Below are 21,118 nucleotides of genomic sequence, written 5' to 3'. Positions count from 1 at the left end.
TGACTCAGGTCGAGGATGATGTAGCCTCCTCGACAACGTCTTCCGGGATATCGTCGAAGGAGGCATAGTTGAGGTTATAGAGACGTGCATAGAGCTTGTTGTTTCTCATCAGCTCGTCGTGATTGCCAGTCTCCACCAACTCACCATTTTGTAGGACGATGATGCGGTCTGCCTCTCTGATGGTCGCGAGGCGATGTGCGATCACCAAGCCGGTGCGATTTTCCAGAAGTTTCACAAGCGCCTTCTGGATCAACATTTCCGTATAGCTGTCGATGTTTGCGGTTGCCTCGTCTAGAACGAGGATCTTCGCATCGGCAACGAGCGCGCGGGCAAAACTCAGAAGTTGGCGCTGTCCGAGCGAAAGGTTGCCGCCGCGTTCGCCAAGTACGGTCTCGTAACCCTTATCCATCTTCATAATGAAATCATGCGCGCCCACGGCTTTCGCCGCTTCGATCACTTGGTCTTTCGTCGCATCGCCTTTGTTATAACGAATGTTTTCGAATATGGTGCCGGTGAAGAGGAACGGCTCCTGGAGAACCATGGCAATCTGTCGTCCGAGCGATTCTTGCGTGAGGCTCCTGACATCGTACCCGCCGACGAGGACCGCGCCACCCTGTACCTCGTAGAAGCGATGGATGAGCGACATGCAGCTCGATTTGCCGGAGCCGGTTGGCCCCACCAGAGCGACCGTTTCGCCTGGATTGACCTTGAAGTTCACGTTCTTCAGGACGGGATGTTTGGGATTGTACCCGAACACGACATCCCGAAATTCCACTGAGCCATCCATGGTTGGTGGCAAAACCTTGGCGTCCGGTGCGTCGCGAATCTCGAGTGGAACGTCGAGGACTTCCGTCAGCCGCTGGCCCGACGCCATTGCGCGCTGCATGACCGAATATTGCAGGGTCAGCGACCGAATAGGGTCGAAAAAACGCTGGATGTAAAACAAAAAGGCAACAAGAACGCCGACATCGAGCGCTTGATTGAGAACGCGCGCGCCGCCGACGACAACGACGAGCGCCATCGCAACGCCAGTGAGAGAATCGACGATAGGCACCATGACCTGCGCATATCGTGCAGCGCGCAGATGGGCGAAGAGATTGGCTTTTGCCTTGTCATCATAAAGAACGAAATTCACGCTCTGGCGGTCCATGCTTTGGACAGCGCGGACGCCATGGATGACCTCGGCAAGGGCGCCCGCGGCGACCGAGTTGGTTTCATGGGCGGCCATAAAGGATTTTCTTGCAAGAGGCAGCCAGAAGAGTCGCACCACGAAAAGGACAGGCAAGACACAGAGTGTCAAAAGACCCAGCTTAAAGTCCATAGAGAGCATCACGGCAACGATACCGAACAACAAGGCGATGTCTCCTACCGACAAGACGGATGTCTCGAGAAACTCCTGCATGGAATTGACGTCGCCCTGTAGTCGCGACATCAACCGACCGACCTCGGTCTTATCCATAAAGGACAAGGCAACATGCTGCAGATGGAAGAACATTGCCTTTCGAATGTCGAAAAGGACATGTTCGGCGACGCCGCCAACGAGGATTTCCTGTTTGTAGCTTGCCCAGTAATTCACAAGGATAGCTGCAAGAAATGCAACGACCGACCAGATCAGGGCCGAGGAGCTTCCCCCGGGCGCCATCCCCTTATCGATGGCATGGCGGATGATAAGGGGAATAATCAGCTGCATGGCGGTGAAGGTGAGCACCGCGGCAACTGAAAGATAGACTTGTCTCTTGTAGGGTTGGACGAAGGTCCATATGCGTCGGACGATTTTCCCGTCGAAAACCTTACCGAACATCTCCTCCTCGATGCGGTGTGAACCAACGACAGCGCGGGGAGGGCGACGCGCATAATCCTGCGGGTCGTGTCTTTCGACTTCACTCTCTTCTCCCATCGTCCTCTCCTGCGCATCGATATTCGTTGTATCGGCTATCCGGGTGTAGCCGTTTCTGTTACGCGATTTTAACGTCGTCGCCTGGCCGGATCTGCAAATCGTACAGCGCCCGATAGCGCGCGCCTTTTTCAAGCAGCTCCTCATGTGAGCCGATCTCAACGATTTCACCGTCTTCCAGGAAAAGGATGCGATCTGCATGCATGAGGGAGCTCAGGCGGTGAGCCACGATGATGGTGACGCGGTCTGCTGCGTATTTGCGCATGGCGGTCCGGATCCTGCTTTCGGTCGCGGCATCAATCGCGGCGGTCGAATCGTCAAAAATCATGACTGCAGGCTTCAGCATCAGGGCGCGAGCGATAGACAAGCGTTGACGCTGACCGCCGGAAAGTGAAACGCCGCGCTCACCGACGACAGTGCCATAACCGCTCGGGAGGCCGAGAACGTAGTTATGCAACTGCGCGCTCTCGCTGGCCCGCTCGATACGTGTTTCCTTTGCCCACGGGTCGCCATAGGCAATATTGTTTTCGATGCTCGTGGTGAAGAGGAAGGAATCTTGCTGCACCACAACGACACTCCGCCGGAGAGACTTCAGCGTGACATCCCTGATATCTTGTCCGTCTATGGTGATACGGCCGCCCGTTGCATCGTAGAAGCGTGGGATGAGGTGAGCGAGGGTCGATTTACCGCTACCGGGCGGCCCAACGATCGCTATGGTCTCCCCGCGTTTTGCCTCGAAGGACACATTCTTGAGAGCATTGCGGTCGGGCGCGTTTGGATAAGCGAAGCTGACATTTTCAAAACGCAGCACACCATCCGAAAGCTCAAGGTCCTTCGCATCCGGTTTGTCATCGATCGTAACGTCAAGATCAAGGAGAGCAAACAGCCGCGTTCCGCATGTCGAGGCACGCGCAAAAGCGTTGACCATCAGGCCGAGCTGACGCACGGGCATTTGCAAAATGGTCATAAAGGTGAGGAATGAGGCGAGCGTACCGACTGTCATCGTGCCTGCCTGTACCTTCATCCCGCCGAAGAGGAGAACCAGCCCCATCGACAAGAAAAAGGAAAAGGTCATTGCGCTGGTATTGCGCACGCGAATACCGACACGCTCATGAGCGAGCTCCAAAGCGTTTACCGAGGCCTTTTCGAACTTGGCCATTTCGTAACTCTGGCCGGCAAACGCGCGAACAACCCGGATCCCGCCAAGATTTTCCTCCATGACGCGTGTGAGAACGGCGAGGCGTTCCTGAAGCTCAAGCCATGTGGCACGCAGTTTCAACTGCGTCAGCGATGATACGATCCCGACGAAGGGAACAAAGCTGAGTGCCAGCAGCCCGAGCACGACATCCGTCGATATCACGAGGTAGGCACCGATGCCGATCAGCATGGTCAGGAGGAAGACCCTGACGAGGGCGGTCGAGAAATACATGCGCACGCCTTCAAGATCGAGGAGGCCAATTGTGATCAGGTCGCCGGAATGCGAGCTGTCATGAAAGCTGAAGGGCAGTCTCTGGATCTTCTCGTAGCAGGCGAGCCGGAGCTCGTAGCCCATATGATGGCCGACAGCCTCGCTGTAATAGTTCTGAACCATCGTAAAAATGCCGCGAAGGACACTGCTGCCAAGCAGCAGAAGCGCCGTCGTCAAGAGGGCATCCTGAGCCGCCTGGCCAGCGTTGCCTCCAAGAAGAGCGCTTTGCGTTTCGTCGACAGCTCGACCGAGCAAGCGTGGGATCGTCAGCTGAAAGCTTGAGGCAATCAACGTGGCAATAATCGCTGTGCCAGCCTGCCAAGGATGCCTGAAGGCCATGACCGTGATGCGAAGGAGCGTGAAGAGGCCCTTGCCCCATCCCGCGGCCTCGGCCAATGCCAAGGAAGCCATAGGCTTCGGCGAACGTATGCTTGTATCGCTGCTCACTGCTTCAATCCGAATAGCTGGTTGTCCGGCCTTGAGCCGGAAGAAGGGCAATTTCGTGGAGGAGTTGCGTGAATATTGCTTTTGTCAGATTCCTTTTCGTGGCTCAACCGCTCTCTCGCCGCCTCATAAAGTTCTTGCCATAACTGCAAAAGAGCGCTTTGATACACTACCAATTCGCTAGACTATCGCGATGGCCATGGCATTCGCATGTAAAAGGCAGTCGTAAACGCTAGACTGCAACGCGCAGCATCAAGAGGCTGCAGGAACCTGTTTGACGCGAAGGACTCAACGCATTCGCGTCAAAACTAAATCGACACGTGACTGCATCAGGCAGGAGAGGTGAGATGAAGGTTCGAAGACTTTTTGCGAGGGGGGGAAGCGACGGGATCCATCAAGATGGCTTGCCGCGGATTGCGATCGTTGGACGCGGATTTTCAGGCATGATGATGGCCATCGCGCTGATGAAGCAGCTCAGGACGCCTTTCCATCTCCAGCTCTTTGATCCCTGTTCTTCGGTAAGTGGTGGACAGGCACTTTCTTCTCTTGGCACGTCCACAATTCTCAACAGCCGCGTCCGTGATCTTTCGGTCTCACAAGGAGAGACCGACGATTTTAACGATTGGCTCGCGAACAACAACGAGTTTCGTGCGACGGTCCCGGCGGCCATTCCCGGCTTTCGGCAAATCTTCGTCCCCAAGCAGCTTTTCAGCAATTATGTCTACCAGCGCTTTTCCGAAGCGTTGGCGCAGCGTCGCGACATCAGCGTTCGGATCCGTCAGGATGTCGCCAAAGCAATCCGAAAACAGCGCGATGCGAGCTTTCTGCTTGAATGCGAAGCAGGAGCATCGATTGCTTTCGATCACATCGTTCTTGCCACAGGCTACGGCATTTCCGAGATGCGGGACGATGGTGTAACAGAGACGCAGGTGCGCGCCCAACGTCTGGCCGCTCGGCCACACATCGTCTTGTTGGGAAGCGGTATCAGAGTTGTCGATCGGCTGTTTCAGCTCCGCGATGCGGGATTTAGCGGTCAGATATCGATTGTGTCCAAGCACGGCTTTCTGCCGCAGAGCCATACACCAAATGCGGCCGAACCGATTTTCCCGAAGGATGCTTTGCCGGAAAAGCTGTCGGAAATCGTCCGCTTTATCCGCAATGCGTGTCAAACTGCCGAGGACAATGGGCAAACCTGGCAATCCGTGATGAATGGTCTACGAGGCCACGCCCGCAGCTTGTGGCGAGATCTTCCTGCTGACAGGAAGCGTCAATTCAACAGGCATCTGCGTGCCATTTACGACAGCCATCGGAACAGATTACCGGAGGCGATGCATTTGCGGCTCGTTCGGGAACTGCAGCAGGGTCATACAACATTGGTTCGGGGCACTGTGATCAGGCAGAGCGTGACGGGGGTCGTCATCCGTAAAGTCAGAAGCCATACCGAGGAAACGCTTTACGCCGAACGAATTTTTGATTGTCGTTGTCAGGCGCCAATGCTGGAATCGCCCATCATTCAAAGCCTCTTCGCCAGGAAATTAGCCGCTGCCGACGAACTTGGACTCGGCATCGCCGTTGACGCCCGTGGCAAACCCTATCTCCCGGATGGAGCGATAACCGAAGGCATCTTCGCGCTTGGGCCGCTCGGCCTCGGAAGCTTGCCTGACATTGATCTCGTCCCCGAGATCGTCAACCAGGCTTACGCAGTGGCGGAAGAAATCGACCAGGCCATTTTTCCACGTACCGCCGCCGTTTGAAAGCTGAGTTGCGAGTGAGCCGGAACGCGATTGGCGCTTACTCTTTTCATCCAAGTTGCCCGCCTTTTTAGCTATCGTCCATCCCAGGTTCGTGGCGTCTGATCAGGTGGTGATGGGTGAGATAAATGAGCATCCCGGCACACATGATCGCCATGGCGAACCATGTGATCGCATAGACCAGATGGTTATTGGGAAAGGATATTACGGTCAGACCGCCGACCGGATACCCGCCTGGATTGGGGGTTGCATCGGCATCGATAAAATAGGGCGCTACGTCTTTGAGGTCGCGTTTTGCAGCGATGGCCGCGATGTCACGCGAGTACCAGCGATCTTCGTTCGGCACATTGGATTTCAGCAAGGTCCCTTTCGGCTCCGTCAGGCGAAGAAGACCGATGATTGTCGTGGTTCCGGATCTATTTCCCTCAAGTCGCGTAGCTGCGTCGCGCTTGTCGGATGGAATGAAGCCACGGTTGATCAGGATTGTCGTGCCGTCCGAAACGTGCAGAGGCGTCATGACCCAGTAGCCGGCGCCCAACTGCGTTGACGCGAAGACGAGTGTTTCGTGGCTGTGGTCGAATGTGCCGGTCGCAGATACCTTCCGGTACTCGTCTTTTTCCCCGTCTATTTGAGACCATTCGCTGCGGGAAGGGGCCACAACGGGATCGGCATGAACGCGCGCATCGACGCGCGCGATCAGGTCCTCTTTCCACGCTAGACGATGGACCTGCCACACACCGAGACCGGTTAGTGACGCGATTAGAAATACCAGGATGAGGCTGAAAGCGATAAACGCAACAGGGCGGCGAGGTTTATTAAGCTGAGGCAGCGTGCCGTTCATGGTTTTTGCGTTCTAGAGGAACTGGTGCGGGATCGCTCCCGCACCCGCTATCGTTCAAGGCATGTTCTTCATCATTTCCGGGCTCATCGGCATCATGTTCGTATTGAGATGATGCATGACCCAGAGGGATCCAGCGAGAGCAATCACGACGATGACGATGGTGAATATCAATGCCATCATCGTCCAGCCGCCCTCAGAACGCGTGTTCATATGGAGGAAGTAAATCATGTGAACGACGATCTGAATGGCACCGAGCGCCATAACCAATGCAGCGGTTACAGAGGCGTCCGAAAAGACATTTCCCATCACGAGCCAGAAAGGAATCGCAGTGAGAATGACGGACAGAACAAAGCCCGTCATATAGCTCTTCATCGTGCCATGACTCGCCTCATGCCCGTGAGCTGCATCATGGTTGTGTGAATGTGTGCCTGAGCTCATCCCAGAACTCCCAGAAGGTAAACGATGGAGAAGACGCCGATCCAGACGACGTCAAGGAAGTGCCAGAACATCGACAAGCACATCAGGCGGCGGCGGTTGGCCTCCACCAGTCCATGCATGGAAACCTGAACCATCAGCGTTATCAGCCAGATAATACCGAAGGTGACGTGGAGACCGTGCGTTCCTACCAGCGTGAAGAACGCGGACAGGAAGCCACTCCGCCAAGGACCTGCCCCCTCATGAATGAGGTTGGCGAATTCGTAGAGTTCCAAGCAGATGAAGGCCGCTCCGAATATCCCCGTAACGGCGAGCCACATCAGCGTGCTGCTCTTCTTGTCCTTCTCCATCGCCAGCATGGCAAAGCCATAGGTAATCGAGGAGAACAGCAGCATTGCCGTATTCACTGCCACCAGTGGCAGCTCGAAAAGATCCTTTGGCGAAGGTCCGGCCGCATAAGAGCGGCCAAGGACTGCATAGGTGGCAAACAGCACTGCGAAAATCAGGCAGTCGCTCATCAGGTAGAGCCAGAACCCAAGATTGGTGCTGTTTTCCGGGTGATGGTCTTCCTTCAGGTAAAATTCCGGCTCAGTGCCTTTTACCGTTGTCACGCTACTCATGTCTTATACCTGCCCCGCCAACACTTGCGTGCGCTTGTTTTCCGTCTCGGTAACCGTTTCGACCGGGATGTAGAAGTCGCGCTTGTAGTTAAAGGTATGCGCGATGCCGACGACCAGGATTGCCAAGAAGGACAAGGCAGCGAGCCACCAGATGTACCAGATCAGACCAAAGGCCATCGACACGCTGAAGGCAGACAGAATTACGCCCGTACCAGTGTTCTTCGGCATGTGGATCGGACGGAAGCCGCCCAGCGGACGATGATATCCACGGCTCTTCATATCGTACCACGCGTCGTGGTCATAAACGACAGGCGTAAATGCGAAGTTGTAGTCCGGCGGCGGCGAAGAAGTCGACCATTCCAGCGTACGACCACCCCATGGATCGCCCGTCACGTCACGGAGTTCTTCGCGTCTCAGGAAGCTGACAATAAGCTGGATGATGAACGAACCGATGCCGAGCGCGATGAGGAAGGCACCGAAGGCCGCAATGATGAACCAGATCTGCAGCGACGGATCTTCAAAGACGCGCATGCGACGTGTCACACCCATGAGACCGAGCACATAAAGCGGCGCGAAAGCAACCCAGAAGCCGACTAGCCAGAACCAGAAGGACATCTTGCCCCAGAAGGCGTCTAGCTTGAAGCCGAAGGCTTTCGGGAACCAATAGTTGACGCCTGCCATAAGGCCGAAAACTACGCCGCCGATGATCACATTGTGGAAGTGGGCGATCAGGAACAACGAGTTATGCAGCACGAAGTCTGCAGGCGGCACAGCTAGCATGACGCCCGTCATGCCGCCGATCACGAAGGTCAACATGAAGCCAACCGTCCACAGCATCGGCACTTCGTATCTGATACGCCCGCGATACATCGTGAACAGCCAATTGAAGATCTTCGCACCGGTCGGGATCGAAATGATCATGGTGGTGATGCCGAAGAACGAGTTGACGCTGGCACCCGAACCCATCGTGAAGAAGTGGTGCAACCAAACGAGGTAAGACAGGATCATGATCACGCAGGTCGCGTAAACCATCGAGGCGTAGCCAAACAGGCGCTTACCGCAGAAAGTAGCAACGACTTCGGAGAAGATACCGAATGCCGGCAGGATCAAGATGTAAACTTCCGGGTGGCCCCAAATCCAGATGAGGTTGACATACATCATTGGATTGCCGCCGAGATCGTTGGTGAAGAAGTTTGTACCAACATAACGATCAAGCGACAGAAGCGCCAAAGTGGCTGTCAGGATCGGGAACGATGCAACGATCAAGATGTTCGTGCAGAGTGAGGTCCAGGTGAAGACAGGCATCTTCATGAAGGTCATGCCGGGTGCACGCATCTTTACGATCGTCGCGATCAAGTTGATGCCTGACAAGGTCGTACCGACGCCAGCGACCTGAAGGCCCCAAAGATAGTAGTCCACGCCGACGCCAGGGCTGTAGGCAATATCGGAAAGAGGAGGATAGGCCAGCCAGCCGGTTTGCGCGAATTCGCCGACAAAGAGCGAGATCATGATGATCACAGCGCCGGCTGTCGTCATCCAGAACGAAAAGTTGTTCAGGAAGGGGAAGGACACATCACGTGCGCCAATCTGCAGAGGCACGACGAGGTTCATCAATCCTGTCACGAACGGCATCGCCATGAAGAAGATCATGATCACGCCGTGGGCTGTAAACACCTGATCGTAATGGTGAGCAGGCAGGTATCCGTCGCTACCGTTGAAGGCAATCGCCTGCTGCGTACGCATCATGATTGCATCCGCAAAACCGCGCAGCAGCATGATGATCGCAAGGATCACATACATGATCCCGATCTTCTTGTGGTCAACGCTCGTGAACCATTCCTTCCAGAGATATCCCCAGAGGCGGAAATAGGTGATCGCGCCGACGACAACCGTGCCGCCGAAGATGACGCCTATAAAGGTTACCAGGAGAATTGGCTCATGCAGGAAGGCCAAGGAATCCCATGATAACCGACCAAATATAAAGTGTAGCAGGTTCTCATTCGTGAACATGGTATATTCCAATACGTCTCAGCCGTTAGGGCTTTGTGTTGGCTTCGGGCTCAGCAGGGGCGGTGTGCGGTTGGCCATCACCCATTTGGTGGCCCGCACCCATGGAGTGCCCGGGGCTCATGCTGCCTTCAGTTTGGTTGTTGTTATTCTGTTGCGGAGCTTCGTCGCTTTTGGCGGGCGCTCCGTCCGCTGGGTGGGTTGCGCCAAGAGCGTTGGTTTTGGACCAATCACTGTCATATTGCAGGCGCTCTAGGTTTTCGTGGCTTTCCTTGCCGCCGCCGCCCATCATATCGATGTGCATCATCTGATCGACGCACATCTTTCCTGGCTGTGCGCACAGGTTCAAAATCGCGTTGTAGAGATCCTTATCCGCAGAGGCAAAGTACCGTACGGGCTCCTTCTCGCTCGGCTTGGCGAGCTTGAGATAGGTGTCGCGGTTCAAGGCAGTCCCCTGCGTCTTCACTTTCTGAACCCAGGCGTCGAAACCTTGCTGATCCAGGCCGTGGAACTTAAACCGCATGTGCGAGAAGCCAGGTCCGCTGTAGTTCGCAGAAAAACCGTCGGATTCACCGGGTTTGTTCACGACGGCGTTAAGCTCGGTCTGCATTCCTGGCATAGCGTAAATCTGGCCGGCCAAAGCAGGAACAAAGAACGAGTTCATCACTGATGTTGCCGTGATTTTGAACCTGATCGGCACATCTACCGGAGCGGCAAGCTCGTTTACGGTGGCGATCCCCAGGTCCGGGTAAAAGAAGAGCCACTTCCAATCAAGCGCCACCACTTCCACGGTCATCGGCTTTGTGTCGGCAGGTATGGAACGCTGCGCATCCAGCCGCTCAAGCGGGCGAAAGGGATCGAGCTTGTGCGTGCTGATCCAGGTTACTGCGCCGAGTGCGATAATGATCGCCAACGGTGCGGACCAGATCACCACTTCCAGGCGGGTGGAGTGATGCCAGTCCGGATCATAGGTCGCCGCCGTGTTTGACTGGCGATACCGCCAGGCGAAAAACACGGTCAAAATCATAACCGGAATGATGATCAGCAACATCAAGATGGTTGCGACAATAATAAGGTCGCGTTGCTGTTGGGCGATATCGCCGGAAGGCGACATGACGACCATGTTGCAGCCGGCCAACGCCAGTAGCGGCAACACGGACAGAAGTCGGGATAGCTTCTTGAGTTTCAGCACGTCTCTGAGCTCTTCTAGTTTTTTTCTGAACCGCGACTAAACCACCTTGGTCCGGGACGAAATGAGGTCTTTGGTCGCACCGCAGCAAATATGCCGCACTGCGGCATAAACTGACGCAGTGCATGTCCCCCGAAACACTCAAGAATGCAATAGGATTCTGTTTCGAGAGCGTTTTTTAAACCGCTAATTCTTGATCGGGAACATAGGCTGTTTACGGCATCGACAAGAGGAATGCACGGGAAAAGAGCGACAGCAACTTTTCAGCGTAAAAAAGCAACTCAATTCGAAACTATTTCAGCCGATTGGACTTGATAAGCTGGCGTATTGGTCCAAGATCAATTGTGAGGCGCTTTGTCGCAGCGCCTTAAACGAGGGAGGCGTTTTTCACCATGGCAGCTACTACACATTATGATGTTCCGTCGTCAACGTCGCTGGAAAGAGACGCACGGCAAATTCATGATGACAAGCCCGTTTCATCAGCCAATATTGCGATTGGTGTGGTCATCGGCCGCATGTCCGAATTTTTCGACTTTTTCGTTTTCGGCATAGCGTCCGTTCTGGTATTTCCGCAGCTCATTTTTCCTTTTGCACCGGATCGTCTAACGGGCACCCTATACTCGTTTGCGATCTTCTCGCTTGCCTTTATCGCCAGGCCCATCGGCTCTGTCGTCTTCATGGCGATCGATCGGCACTATGGCCGTGGGACCAAGTTGACGATTGCCTTGTTCCTCCTAGGCGGTTCAACCTGTGCAATGAGCTTTTTGCCGGGCTATGCAGAAATCGGCAGCACCGCGATTATCCTCTTGGCGCTCTTCCGATTAGGGCAAGGCTTTGCACTGGGCGGCGCGTGGGACGGTCTTGCATCCCTTTTGGCTCTCAACGCGCCGGAAAGGCATCGCAGTTGGTATGCGATGATCCCCCAGCTTGGCGCACCAATCGGATTTGCATTGGCCAGCACGCTCTTCGGGTTCTTTATCGCGAATCTCTCATCAGAAGATTTTCTGAGCTGGGGATGGCGCTATCCGTTCTTCGTGGCATTTGCGATTAACGTGGTCGCCCTTTTCGCGCGTCTGCGACTGGTAGCGACGAAAGAATTTGGCACCCTGCTCGAACAGCACGAGCTTGAAGCCGTGCGGGTACGAGACGTTATGCGCGTCCACGGCAAGGACATCTTGGTTGGCGCTTTCGTACCATTGGCAACATTCGCCATGTTCCACCTTGTTACAATCTTCCCGCTGGGGTGGATGAACCTCTATGGAACACAATCGATCGGTGCGTTCATGGTCGTCCAGGTCGTCGGCGCCATTATTGGAATTGGCACTGTCGTTGCGTCGGGCTTGATTGCCGATAGGATCGGTCGGCGCGCGCATCTTGCCATCTGTGCCGGCCTGATTGCGGTTTTCGCCTTTGTAGGGCCGATCATCATGGGCGCTGGCGACCGCGGTCACGACGCTTACGTTATCATCGGCTTTGCGCTCCTCGGTCTGTCTTTCGGCCAGGCAACCGGCTCGATTTCCTCCCGATTTGGGCAGGGCTATCGTTACACCGGCGCTGCCTTCACGTCGGATTTGGCGTGGCTGGTTGGTGCGGGCTTCGCGCCGCTTGTTGCTCTCAGCCTCTCCAGCCGGTTTGGACTTCCTTTCGTTGGATACTATCTTCTGTCGGGAGCGCTGTGCACCTTAGCGGCGCTTGCCTTTAGCCGGGCGCTGCAACAGAGGCAGTAGAACGATCTCAAGTGATCTATGCCGCCGGCTCGTGCTGGCGGCATTTTGCTTTTGACTGCAGCACGTTTGCGCCACCAGCGTAGCTTGTTCAGGTGAGCTTTAAAGCGTATTGGAATGCGCGAAACTGCCGACGAGACCTGAGCATGTCCCTATCTCCCCCCCAAAAACAGACCCGTCAGACGATTTTGCGCCTGTTGTCAGGTATGGCGAGCGCCAAAGAGATAAATCAATACCTTAAGCGATTTTCGCAACTTGATGCCAAGCAATTTGCCGTCGTGAAGCTGGATGGAGCCGTGCTGCGGGACGATTTGCAAGCCCTGACTTCCTCTTTATCTTTCTTGCAGGAAGTCGGTCTGACGCCGATCGTATTGCATGAGGCAACTGCCGAGATGGAAGAAGAACTCTCGGCGGCGGGTATCAATGTCGACGAGGTCGTTACACGAAAGGTCATCGGCTCTGATGCACTTTCCGTTGTCCGACGCGTTTTCCAGGTGGCTAATCTTCGGCTTGTAGAGGCTCTTCAGCAAAGTGGAACGCGCGCAACCTCGATTACCGGTGGGGTTTTTGAGGCAGACTATGTCAATCGCGAGAGACAAGGTTTCCTGGGTGCCGTAAGTGCTGTCCACCTTGGACCAATCGAAACGAGTCTGAACGCTGGGTCTATCCCCGTCATCAGCACGCTTGGAGAGACCGCGGGCGGCCAGATCCTGCACCTTGATGCGAATTCTGCAGTCAATGCGCTGGTGCAGGTGCTGCAGCCGTTTAAGATTATTTTCCTGACGAGCGTTGGCGGTCTCTTGGGGAGCAAGGGCCGTGTCATCGACTCCATCAATCTCTCGACCGAGTATGATCAGCTTCTTCAGCAGGAAGGTCTGGATGCCCAAACCAAGGTCAAGATCGAACAGATGAAAGAGCTGCTTGATCGCCTGCCCCTTGAATCGTCAGTCTCGATCACACATCCCGCTGATCTTGCCAAGGAGCTTTTCACCCATAAGGGCTCGGGAACCTTAGTGCGGCGTGGTGAACGCGTGTTGCGAGCCACAAGATGGGAAGACTTGGACCTCGAGCGGCTGCGGAAGCTGATCGAATCTGGATTTGGTAGGCGTCTGGTCGATGATTATTTCCAGCAAACAAGGCTGCTGCGCGCCTACGTCAGCGAAAACTATAGAGCCGCTGTCATCCTCGCGGAGGAGGGTGGGCTGGCCTATCTCGACAAGTTTGCGGTTCTCGACGATGCGCAAGGAGAGGGGCTGGGCCGTGCAGTCTGGAATGTTATGCGCCGGGAAACCTCGCAGTTGTTCTGGAGGTCCCGCCACAACAACCAAGTCAATATATTCTACTATGCGCAGTCCGATGGATGCTTCAAGCAGGAGCGTTGGAAGGTATTCTGGTACGGATTGGATGATTTCACGCAAATTCAGCAATGCGTCGCACACTGTGCCGTCCGTAAGCCGACGCTGATGGACGCATGAGACGTGAACGTCAAATAATGGAGTGGGCTGACGATGCGAAGCTCCAAATAGGTCCGAGATCCGAAGCGTAGGTGCTCACACGGATGCGTTCTAAAGTAGAGATCCGGCCCCAGTGTCTTGAGTATTTAAGCGGATTCAATCTTCTGCTCGGAACGCGCGGCCGTCAGTTCCGCTGTGGTATGGTTCAAGCGATCAGCCAGCACGCGCATTACTTCAACGGCCATTTCTGGAAAGTCGCTCAGTAGCTTGAGGAAATGTTCTTTGCTGATGCGAAGAACCTCAAGGCGTGACGTGGCGCGCACAGTCGCCGTTCGGGAAACGTCGCACAAAATCGCGATTTCTCCGACAATGGAGTTCGGCTCCGCGGTCGCTACCTTTATTTCTCCGGCCTGCGAGTCAACGACGATATCGGCGGTTCCGGCCAGCAGGACATAGGCGGCGTCGCCTTGATCTCCTTGGCGGAACAGGCTCTGACCGGGATTATAGGTCCTTCGGTCGGACGTCAGTGCCAAGAGCTTGAGCTTCGGCGGAGCAATGCGAGAAAAAAGCGGCACGCGCCGGAGCGTCTCTACTTCATCTCTCAACAACATCGTTTCTGTCCCCGGACTTGTCTAAGCCAGACCGGCAGTTGGTCTGGATTGCTCCATTTGAGCTTCTTACTGATCAATTACAGCCTATTACGATAACAGTTCCTTGAACATACCGTTGTTCTGAGAAAGTTCACGGTATTGACCGGTCTCTGCAAGGTTTCCTCTCTCGAAAACCAGAATCCGATCAAAAAGTTCAGCTACGCGCGCGTTTGAAAGCACCCAAAGGATGGCCGGCCGCTTTCCATGCTCATGCAGATTAACCACCACGTTGTGAATGATCTCATCCTGAACGCGTTGATCGAGGGCTGAGAGAGGTCGATTGAAGATGAAATAATCCGATCTCTTGAGTAGCGCGCGTGCCAGATTCAATTTTTGTCTTTGGACCATCGTCAGGCGTTTGCCGCCGGATCCCACGTCATATTCGAGCCCGACGGACAGCACCTCTTCATAGAGCCCAAGATCGTCGAAAAGATCGCCCATCATGACACGGATTCGGTCAGATGCGTCAGCCTGCTGGTAGACGATACGACCGAACAAGACATTATCCATCAAGCTGGCAGAAGCGATAAATTTGGAAGGATCGTACCGCTCGATCATACCTTCCAGATCTTCGGGCAGATTTTCGTGGAACTGCTTGCGAACCTCTACGATCTTGTTCATCAGGTCTTCAGATAGAAGACCGAAACGATAGCGCGGTTCGATATAGGCAAAGCTCAACCGGATCATTGAAACGCGGTCTTCTTCCGATACTTCGTCCCACGACCTGTTCTGCAGTTTTTGCAAAAGCCCCTGATATGTCGGGATGTCATCGGCCGTCATGAATGTGAGCTGCTGAAAAAATGGATGATCCGGGGGAAGATCGCGAAACAGCTCCACGACGTTATCAGCGATTTCGATACCCATCTTATACAGCGCCTCGCTGAGACCCGTTCGGGCGAGGAGCGTTCTGAAAAATGGATGTGCAGCCAGACGGCGATTGGTCATCATCGGACGGCGTAGCGTACCGAACAGTAGGTTTTCTCCGATTGTCGCCTGGGTGTTGTAACTGTTAAGGTCGAAAGGCACGACAATATCGGCGAGCTCTTCCCGTTCCATTCGCTGCCGGAGCGCACTACGAAGATCGACAATTCGATCCGCGATGGCCGCATGCGTTCCAATGTCCACGGTTGAGCGAAGCGCCAAGTCCATAATGTCTTTGGAGATCAAGACAGCGTCGAGGACAGGGCGGATCGCTTTTGGAAGATCGTCTGGGCCCTGAGCGCCGGCGGCATCATAATCTACCCAATCGCTATTCAGGTCGAGGACAGGATTGCCGGCTTTCATCGCCTCTGCCTGGTTCCACTTGAAGTGCAAGGCAGCCTGTCCCTCATATCCTGGATCAGTAAGAGGGGCATGCTTCAACCCGTAGAGCAGATTGTCTCGTAGGGTGCCATGGAAGAAGTAGTTATCTGACGATGCATAGGAAATGCGTCGTCCGGTGACAGCCTCGGGCAGATCAAGGATGTCGTTTCCGTCGACGGTGATACGACCGGAGTCCGGCCAGACCAGCCGCCCAATAACTTCTGCAAATGTTTCTGCACCGCTTCCGTTCGGCCCAACAATCGCAACCGTCTCGTTCGGCTTGATCTCCACCGAGATACCATCCAAAAGCCGTGCACCAAGTTCATCGTTGACGCACAGGTTGGTAACAATGAGAGGGGCTTTCAAAGGCTTGATGGGAGCGGTGGGAATTGACTGGATTCGCCGATCGATTAACGGCTCGATGTTGAACTGCTCGTAGACCTGAGCGTACTTGACCTGAACGTCCTGGCGCATCTGATCCCAGTCGATCAGTTCTTTCAGCGGTCCTGGCAGATCCTTATAGGCTGAAATCACGGCTATCAGCTGTCCTACGTCCAGCCGGCCTTGCAACGCGAGGTAACCGCCAATGGCGTAGAAGAGAAATGGTGTTACCTGCGCCAGGAAGTTGTTCAGAAATTTGACGAGGAATTTCCATTGGTAGAGATCGTAACGGATGGAAAAGATGAGACCGAGGCGAGAGGCGATATCGGCGCGTTCGAGATTTGATGTGTCGTTGCTGTGGATCGTTTCAATGCCGTCGACAATCTCGCCAACACGCCCCGATAATTCACGCGCCGTCAATTGCCGCTGACGGCCGAGCTCGAGAAGACGGCGGCGCATCCGCGGTATGACGATCGCTTGAACAGCAACGATCGCAAAGGCGATCATGCCGAGCCAAAAGTTCTGAATGATGATAAAGGCCAGCGCGGTTATCGCCTGGCCACCCAGCAAGGCAGGCGCGACAAAAGCGTCGCCAGTAAAGCCGCCGAGCGGCTCTACCTCTTCGTTTACCATCGTTGCGATTTCGGCCGACTTGACCGATTTGAAGTGCCGAGGTGGAAAGCGCAAAACGCGATCGATCAACTCATAACGAATGCGGCGCAACATGCGCTCGCCAAGCCGACCCTTGTAGGTGTTGATATAGAATTTGAAGAGACCGTTGAGGACGACGAGCGCCAGGAAAACAAGACTGAGCCCCATCAGCATCTGAAGGCGATTGAGCTCGAAGCCCTTGAAGAACTCGACTTTGCCGATAAACGGAATGTTATAGGCGAGATGAAGGAAGCGCTGCGTTGCGCCTTCGCCTTCAAATCCTCCCCCTTGAATGGGACCATTGACGATCTGTTTCGGCAGATCGAAAGATAGGAAATAGGGGATCATCGATATGGCAACGACGACCAATATCCAAAGTTGCTGAAGGCGCGTATTCTGCCAGATGTATTTTGCGAGATTGCTTTCCATATCAGGCACGGCCTCGCAGCCGTTCGATGCGGCGCTTTGACCATGACCTGCAGACAGGAATAGAAAGATCTGACGGAAGCATCGCCCGGTGCATTTTCCAAAGTTTGTGAGTTAAATCGCTGCTTGCCGCAGTCGCGAATCCTCTCTCCATCCCTCTCTATATCACAGGATTTTTACAAAGAGCGAGCCCATTACGTCGGTGCATTCAACATGGGATCTACTGTTGCGTCGTGTATGTTTTTCGATCAGGAATGTTCGCCAGCTGCAAGCAGTTCCAAAAGGATCTGAGCCGACTTATCTGCACCTTTCAAATCCAAACCTGCCTCGACAGGTTTTGGCTTTGACAGAGCATTGGCTATGTCTTCTGCGAGACGCTCTGCCGTCAGCGCATCCTCTGATATGATGGACGCAATTCCCATATCTGCCAGCCTTCGCGCTCGAACGGTCTGTTCCGTTTCGCCGCCTGCAACGAATGGGACGAGGATTGATCTGCAATTCGCAATGAGAAGATCGCAGACTGTATTATAGCCAGCCTGCGAGACCGATAGTTCTGCCCCCCGCATCAGGGAGGGAAAATCTCGCCGAAACCTTACAACAGAGACGTGGTCGGGTGTTTTCATCGACAGTGCCTGAAAATCGTCTTCAGGCAAATTCGGACCGGCGATCAGGAGCCATCGCTTGTCTTGTGCGACCATGTGCGAAGCTTGGAGAGCGGCATCCAACAGGTCCCGGCCAACCGCCCCACCGCCAGCTGAAACGAGAACGCCAAAGGCTTCCGTGGGGGCGGGCGGGGCAGCGGGAGCAACCAGCCCCGTATAATGAATACGGTCCTGGATTTTTACCGCGAGAGAAAATGTTTCTTCTAGCCGAATGAAGGAGGGATCGCCGTGCACGAGCACGGCATCGAAATGTGCTCGAATGAGATCGACCGTTTCCTGGTCTCTGCCCGGCTTGCGATTTTCCTGAAGCACGTCGCGAACCGAACTGACGATTTTCGGGCGAGGGGACATGTCTGCGATGGCTGAAAGGAGCGGTAGAAGCTCGAATCGCATCTGCCGGCGGCCGAATGGAAACGCTTCGATGACGACAATCGCAGGCTTGATGTCATGCAATGTGGCCAACAACAAGTCGCGGCGGATATTCAGAAATTCCTCCCTAGCCGGATTTCCGTCGCGATCGGCAAGACCTGAAAAGCCGGTGTTTGCTGCCACGACAGGAGGCAATGCGACGGTGCATATCTTGTCTCCCGGAAAGCCAGGAACTGGAAGCCCTCCGGTCACGACCGTTACGTCAAAGCCTTGTTTTGCAAGCGCGTTCGCGACGCGACTAGCGCGAGCAATATGCCCAATCCCCAGAAGATGCTGAACGTAGAACAGGACACGCTTATTCATGGCGCTCTTTACCATTCCGTTTCGAACATCTCGCTGAGTTGACGGATGCTCGCATGATAATCGAATTGCGTTCTGACACGAGTTTCTGCGGCAGCTCCCAGTCGCTTTCGCAAAGCCGGATCGCGAATGGCGCGCTCCAGCGCTTGTGCAAGTACAGTCGGGTCTTCCGGCGGCACCACAAGTCCGTTTACATCATTATCGAGAAGTTCTGGCACCCCTGAAACAGATGTCGAGATGCAGGCCAATGCTTGGCTGGATGCTTCAACGAGGACATTCGGCAATCCGTCCCGATCTCCGTCGCGTGCCACGCGGCAGGCAAGAGTAAAGAGGTCTGCACGCCTGTAGTGATCAAGCACTTCCTCCTGCGCCAACGCGCCCTTCCAACTGACGCGGTCGACAAGAGAAAGCTCGCCGGCGAGGCTTTTCAGCTTGCCCAGAGCCTCTCCGCCACCGATATGGTCAAATCGCCAATGAAGGTCTTTGGGAAGAAGTGAAAGGGCTTTCAACAGAACATCGAAGCCTTTTTTCTCTACAGCGCGTCCCACGCTTAAGATTGCAACCGGATTTTTCGGATCGCTTCCGTCGCGCTCGGAACGTTCGATGGTGCTGTGATCGAACCGTGCAAGATCAAGCCCATGATAACTGAGATGGATACGGTTAGGCTCCTGAGACATCGAACAAAGGTGATCGTAACCGGCCTTGGTACAGGTTACCACCCAGCGGGCTTGCGCGACTTTTTGTTTCAGATCCCAATCACCGGACGTCCAGATATCCTTGGCGTGCGCTGAACAGGTCCAGGGGATGTTAGTCAAAAGACTGGTATAGGCGGTAACGGAGGCTGGCGTATGGATGAAATGGGCATGCAGCCATTCGCCGTTTTGCGGCCATTCTCGCGCCAAAACCATGGCTTGCCCAAGGCGGCGAACTCGGTTTCGCGAGAAGTCACGCGGCAAGTCACGGAAGAACTGCTTCCACAAGCCCTTCACACCAGGCTGAAAGAAACTGGTCAATGCCGCCTTCAACACACGAAAAGGTTCTTCGTGGAGATACTCCGGAAGATAGAGGACGGGAGCTTTGATCTCGTCGTGGACCGGATGTCGCTTGGTATCCGTCGGGCGGCGCATGGAAATCAGGGCAAGGGAATATCCAGCGTTTTCCAGGCCAAGCAGTTCCTGCGCAATGAAGGTCTCCGAAAGGCGAGGATATCCCTTGAGGACGACGACGATTTTCTTTTGTTTATGCAAAGGAAACGTCACTCTGCGCCGACGATGGAAAGGCGAGGGCGGCTCTCCAGCCAAGTTCCGACGATGCCGGAGATATGGTTCAGTCCTTCCAGCTTACCAATACTACCGCTTTTTGACGGAGGAAGGCGCGTCCAAAGAGCCTTGAGCGCCGCTGCCATGTTTGCAGGATCGGCCGATTGTTCCGGTAGCAGCATGTCCACAAGTCCAAGTTCGCTGGCGCGGCGAGCCCGCAACAGTTGCTCCTGTCGCGGTCGAACGCGAGGGACGATGAGCGCTGGCTTGTCAAAGGAAAGAATCTCGCAATAGGTGTTGTAGCCGCCCATGGCGACGACCGCCTTCGCGCCTTTGATCAGGGTTTCCATCTGCGAGTCAAATTCTATGACTTCAAGCGAAGAAATGGCTTGTGCGCGCCCGATGAGTGCGGAACGCTCGGCAGCAGGCATATAGGGGCCGAGAACAACCAAGGCCTTTTCGGTGAGGGTTTGGTCGCTTTCATAAGCGCTCATCACGTCGTTGACGAGTTCGGCGCCATCGCCCCCACCGCCCGTGGTGACTAGGATGTAGTTATCGTCGCGAGCGTTCAACGATGTTACGGTTGACGATGCGTTGCGCTGAAGAAAGCCAACAAAATCCATCTTCCGACGTACGCTGTTCGGGACGTCAAGGCCCACGAGAGGGTCATAGAATTCCGGTGGGCCGTAAACCCAGATCGAATCGTAGAACTGGTCGATCTTTTCCATGACGCCGTTCTTTTTCCACTCGGCTTCGAGGAGATGCGGCGCATCCATGATTTCACGCAATCCAAGAACGAGAGTTGTTCCTCTGGCCTTGAGGTAGGCAAGTGTATCCTCAACCTCACCCTTCAGGCCCATCGGCTCCTTGTCGACGATGAAAATGTCGGGCTGAAACGTTTCTGCGGTGTGGCGGATAATCGATTCGCGCATCTTCAACGTATCGGCAAGATCGATATGCCTTGCCATCGACGTGTATTCGCCGTTTCGCAATTTGATGACGCTGGGAACTTTAACGAAGTCGACTCTCGCACGATAATCGAAGGCACCCGCGATCGTCGCACCGGAAATGATGAGAATGCTGAGGCCTCTATAGTCCTCCACCAGCGCGTGCGCTATGGTTCGGCAGCGCCTCAGATGGCCGAGCCCGAACGTGTCGTGGCTGTACATTAGAATTCGCGCATCCTCCAGCCGCTTGGCCATGGGAGCTCCTTTTCCGATAGGCGACACGT

Annotated in this window: 15 protein-coding genes; 3 read left to right on the top strand and 12 right to left on the bottom strand. The window is 54.8% G+C overall.

What is annotated here, in order from left to right; translation table 11 throughout:
* Positions 1–4 precede the first annotated feature (4 nt).
* Positions 5–1,897, bottom strand: a complete 1,893-nt coding sequence (locus VQ830_RS06035; RefSeq protein ID WP_337267182.1) for an ABC transporter ATP-binding protein — start codon at positions 1,895–1,897, stop codon at positions 5–7.
* A 58-nt stretch (positions 1,898–1,955) separates the two neighbouring features.
* Positions 1,956–3,773 (bottom strand): ABC transporter ATP-binding protein, encoded by a 1,818-nt coding sequence (locus VQ830_RS06030; RefSeq protein ID WP_337267398.1) that lies wholly within the window; start codon positions 3,771–3,773, stop codon positions 1,956–1,958.
* Positions 3,774–4,153: 380 nt separating this feature from the next.
* Here VQ830_RS06030 and VQ830_RS06025 point away from each other — a divergent pair, with 380 nt between their 5' ends.
* Positions 4,154–5,560, top strand: coding sequence for an FAD/NAD(P)-binding protein (locus VQ830_RS06025; protein ID WP_337267181.1), 1,407 nt, complete (start codon positions 4,154–4,156; stop codon positions 5,558–5,560).
* 67 nt (positions 5,561–5,627) lie between these two features.
* On the opposite strand, the gene VQ830_RS06020 is transcribed toward VQ830_RS06025, so the two are convergent.
* Genes VQ830_RS06020 through cyoA form a run of 5 tightly spaced genes read right to left on the bottom strand, consistent with a single transcriptional unit; the run spans position 5,628 to position 10,652 of the window.
* Positions 5,628–6,398, bottom strand: a complete 771-nt coding sequence (locus VQ830_RS06020) for an SURF1 family protein (protein WP_337267180.1) — start codon at positions 6,396–6,398, stop codon at positions 5,628–5,630.
* 54 nt (positions 6,399–6,452) lie between these two features.
* Complete coding sequence (gene cyoD, locus VQ830_RS06015; protein ID WP_337267179.1) at positions 6,453–6,836, bottom strand: cytochrome o ubiquinol oxidase subunit IV; 384 nt, start codon at positions 6,834–6,836, stop codon at positions 6,453–6,455.
* On the bottom strand, positions 6,833–7,453 hold the full coding sequence (cyoC, locus tag VQ830_RS06010; RefSeq protein ID WP_337267178.1) for a cytochrome o ubiquinol oxidase subunit III: 621 nt from the start codon (positions 7,451–7,453) through the stop codon (positions 6,833–6,835). The genes cyoD and cyoC overlap by 4 nt, the downstream gene beginning before the upstream one ends.
* Positions 7,454–7,456: 3 nt before the next feature.
* A complete protein-coding gene (cyoB, locus tag VQ830_RS06005; RefSeq protein ID WP_337267177.1) occupies positions 7,457–9,463 on the bottom strand; it encodes a cytochrome o ubiquinol oxidase subunit I in 2,007 nt (668 codons plus the stop codon).
* A gap of 25 nt (positions 9,464–9,488) precedes the next feature.
* Positions 9,489–10,652 (bottom strand): ubiquinol oxidase subunit II, encoded by a 1,164-nt coding sequence (gene cyoA, locus VQ830_RS06000; protein WP_337267176.1) that lies wholly within the window; start codon positions 10,650–10,652, stop codon positions 9,489–9,491.
* Between the two features lie 389 nt (positions 10,653–11,041).
* On the opposite strand from cyoA, the gene VQ830_RS05995 reads away from it, so the two are divergent.
* Positions 11,042–12,376: an MFS transporter gene (locus VQ830_RS05995; RefSeq protein WP_337267175.1), complete on the top strand. Its 1,335-nt coding sequence runs from the start codon at positions 11,042–11,044 to the stop codon at positions 12,374–12,376.
* Between the two features lie 143 nt (positions 12,377–12,519).
* Positions 12,520–13,848 (top strand): acetylglutamate kinase, encoded by a 1,329-nt coding sequence (locus VQ830_RS05990; protein WP_337267174.1) that lies wholly within the window; start codon positions 12,520–12,522, stop codon positions 13,846–13,848.
* A gap of 125 nt (positions 13,849–13,973) precedes the next feature.
* Here VQ830_RS05990 and VQ830_RS05985 read toward each other — a convergent pair whose 3' ends face one another.
* From VQ830_RS05985 to VQ830_RS05965, 5 genes are all read right to left on the bottom strand, one after another.
* Positions 13,974–14,438, bottom strand: a complete 465-nt coding sequence (locus VQ830_RS05985) for a cyclic nucleotide-binding domain-containing protein (RefSeq protein WP_337267173.1) — start codon at positions 14,436–14,438, stop codon at positions 13,974–13,976.
* An 87-nt stretch (positions 14,439–14,525) separates the two neighbouring features.
* Positions 14,526–17,240 (bottom strand): ABC transporter transmembrane domain-containing protein, encoded by a 2,715-nt coding sequence (locus VQ830_RS05980; RefSeq protein WP_337267172.1) that lies wholly within the window; start codon positions 17,238–17,240, stop codon positions 14,526–14,528.
* 245 nt (positions 17,241–17,485) lie between these two features.
* A complete protein-coding gene (locus tag VQ830_RS05975; RefSeq protein WP_337267171.1) occupies positions 17,486–18,631 on the bottom strand; it encodes a glycosyltransferase family protein in 1,146 nt (381 codons plus the stop codon).
* Positions 18,632–18,639: 8 nt separating this feature from the next.
* Positions 18,640–19,875, bottom strand: a complete 1,236-nt coding sequence (locus tag VQ830_RS05970) for a glycosyltransferase family 4 protein (protein WP_337267170.1) — start codon at positions 19,873–19,875, stop codon at positions 18,640–18,642.
* An 8-nt stretch (positions 19,876–19,883) separates the two neighbouring features.
* The gene (locus tag VQ830_RS05965) at positions 19,884–21,089 is read right to left on the bottom strand and encodes a glycosyltransferase family protein (RefSeq protein ID WP_337267169.1); all 1,206 of its coding nucleotides are present in this window, start codon (positions 21,087–21,089) and stop codon (positions 19,884–19,886) included.
* Between the last annotated feature and the right edge of the window lie 29 nt (positions 21,090–21,118).

Origin of the sequence: Oryzifoliimicrobium ureilyticum, assembly GCF_037199735.1 — a bacterium.
Taxonomy (GTDB): Bacteria; Pseudomonadota; Alphaproteobacteria; order Rhizobiales; family Rhizobiaceae; genus Rhizobium; species Rhizobium ureilyticus.
Note: the sequence above shows the minus strand (reverse complement) of the source record. Positions and strands in the feature narration are given on the sequence as shown.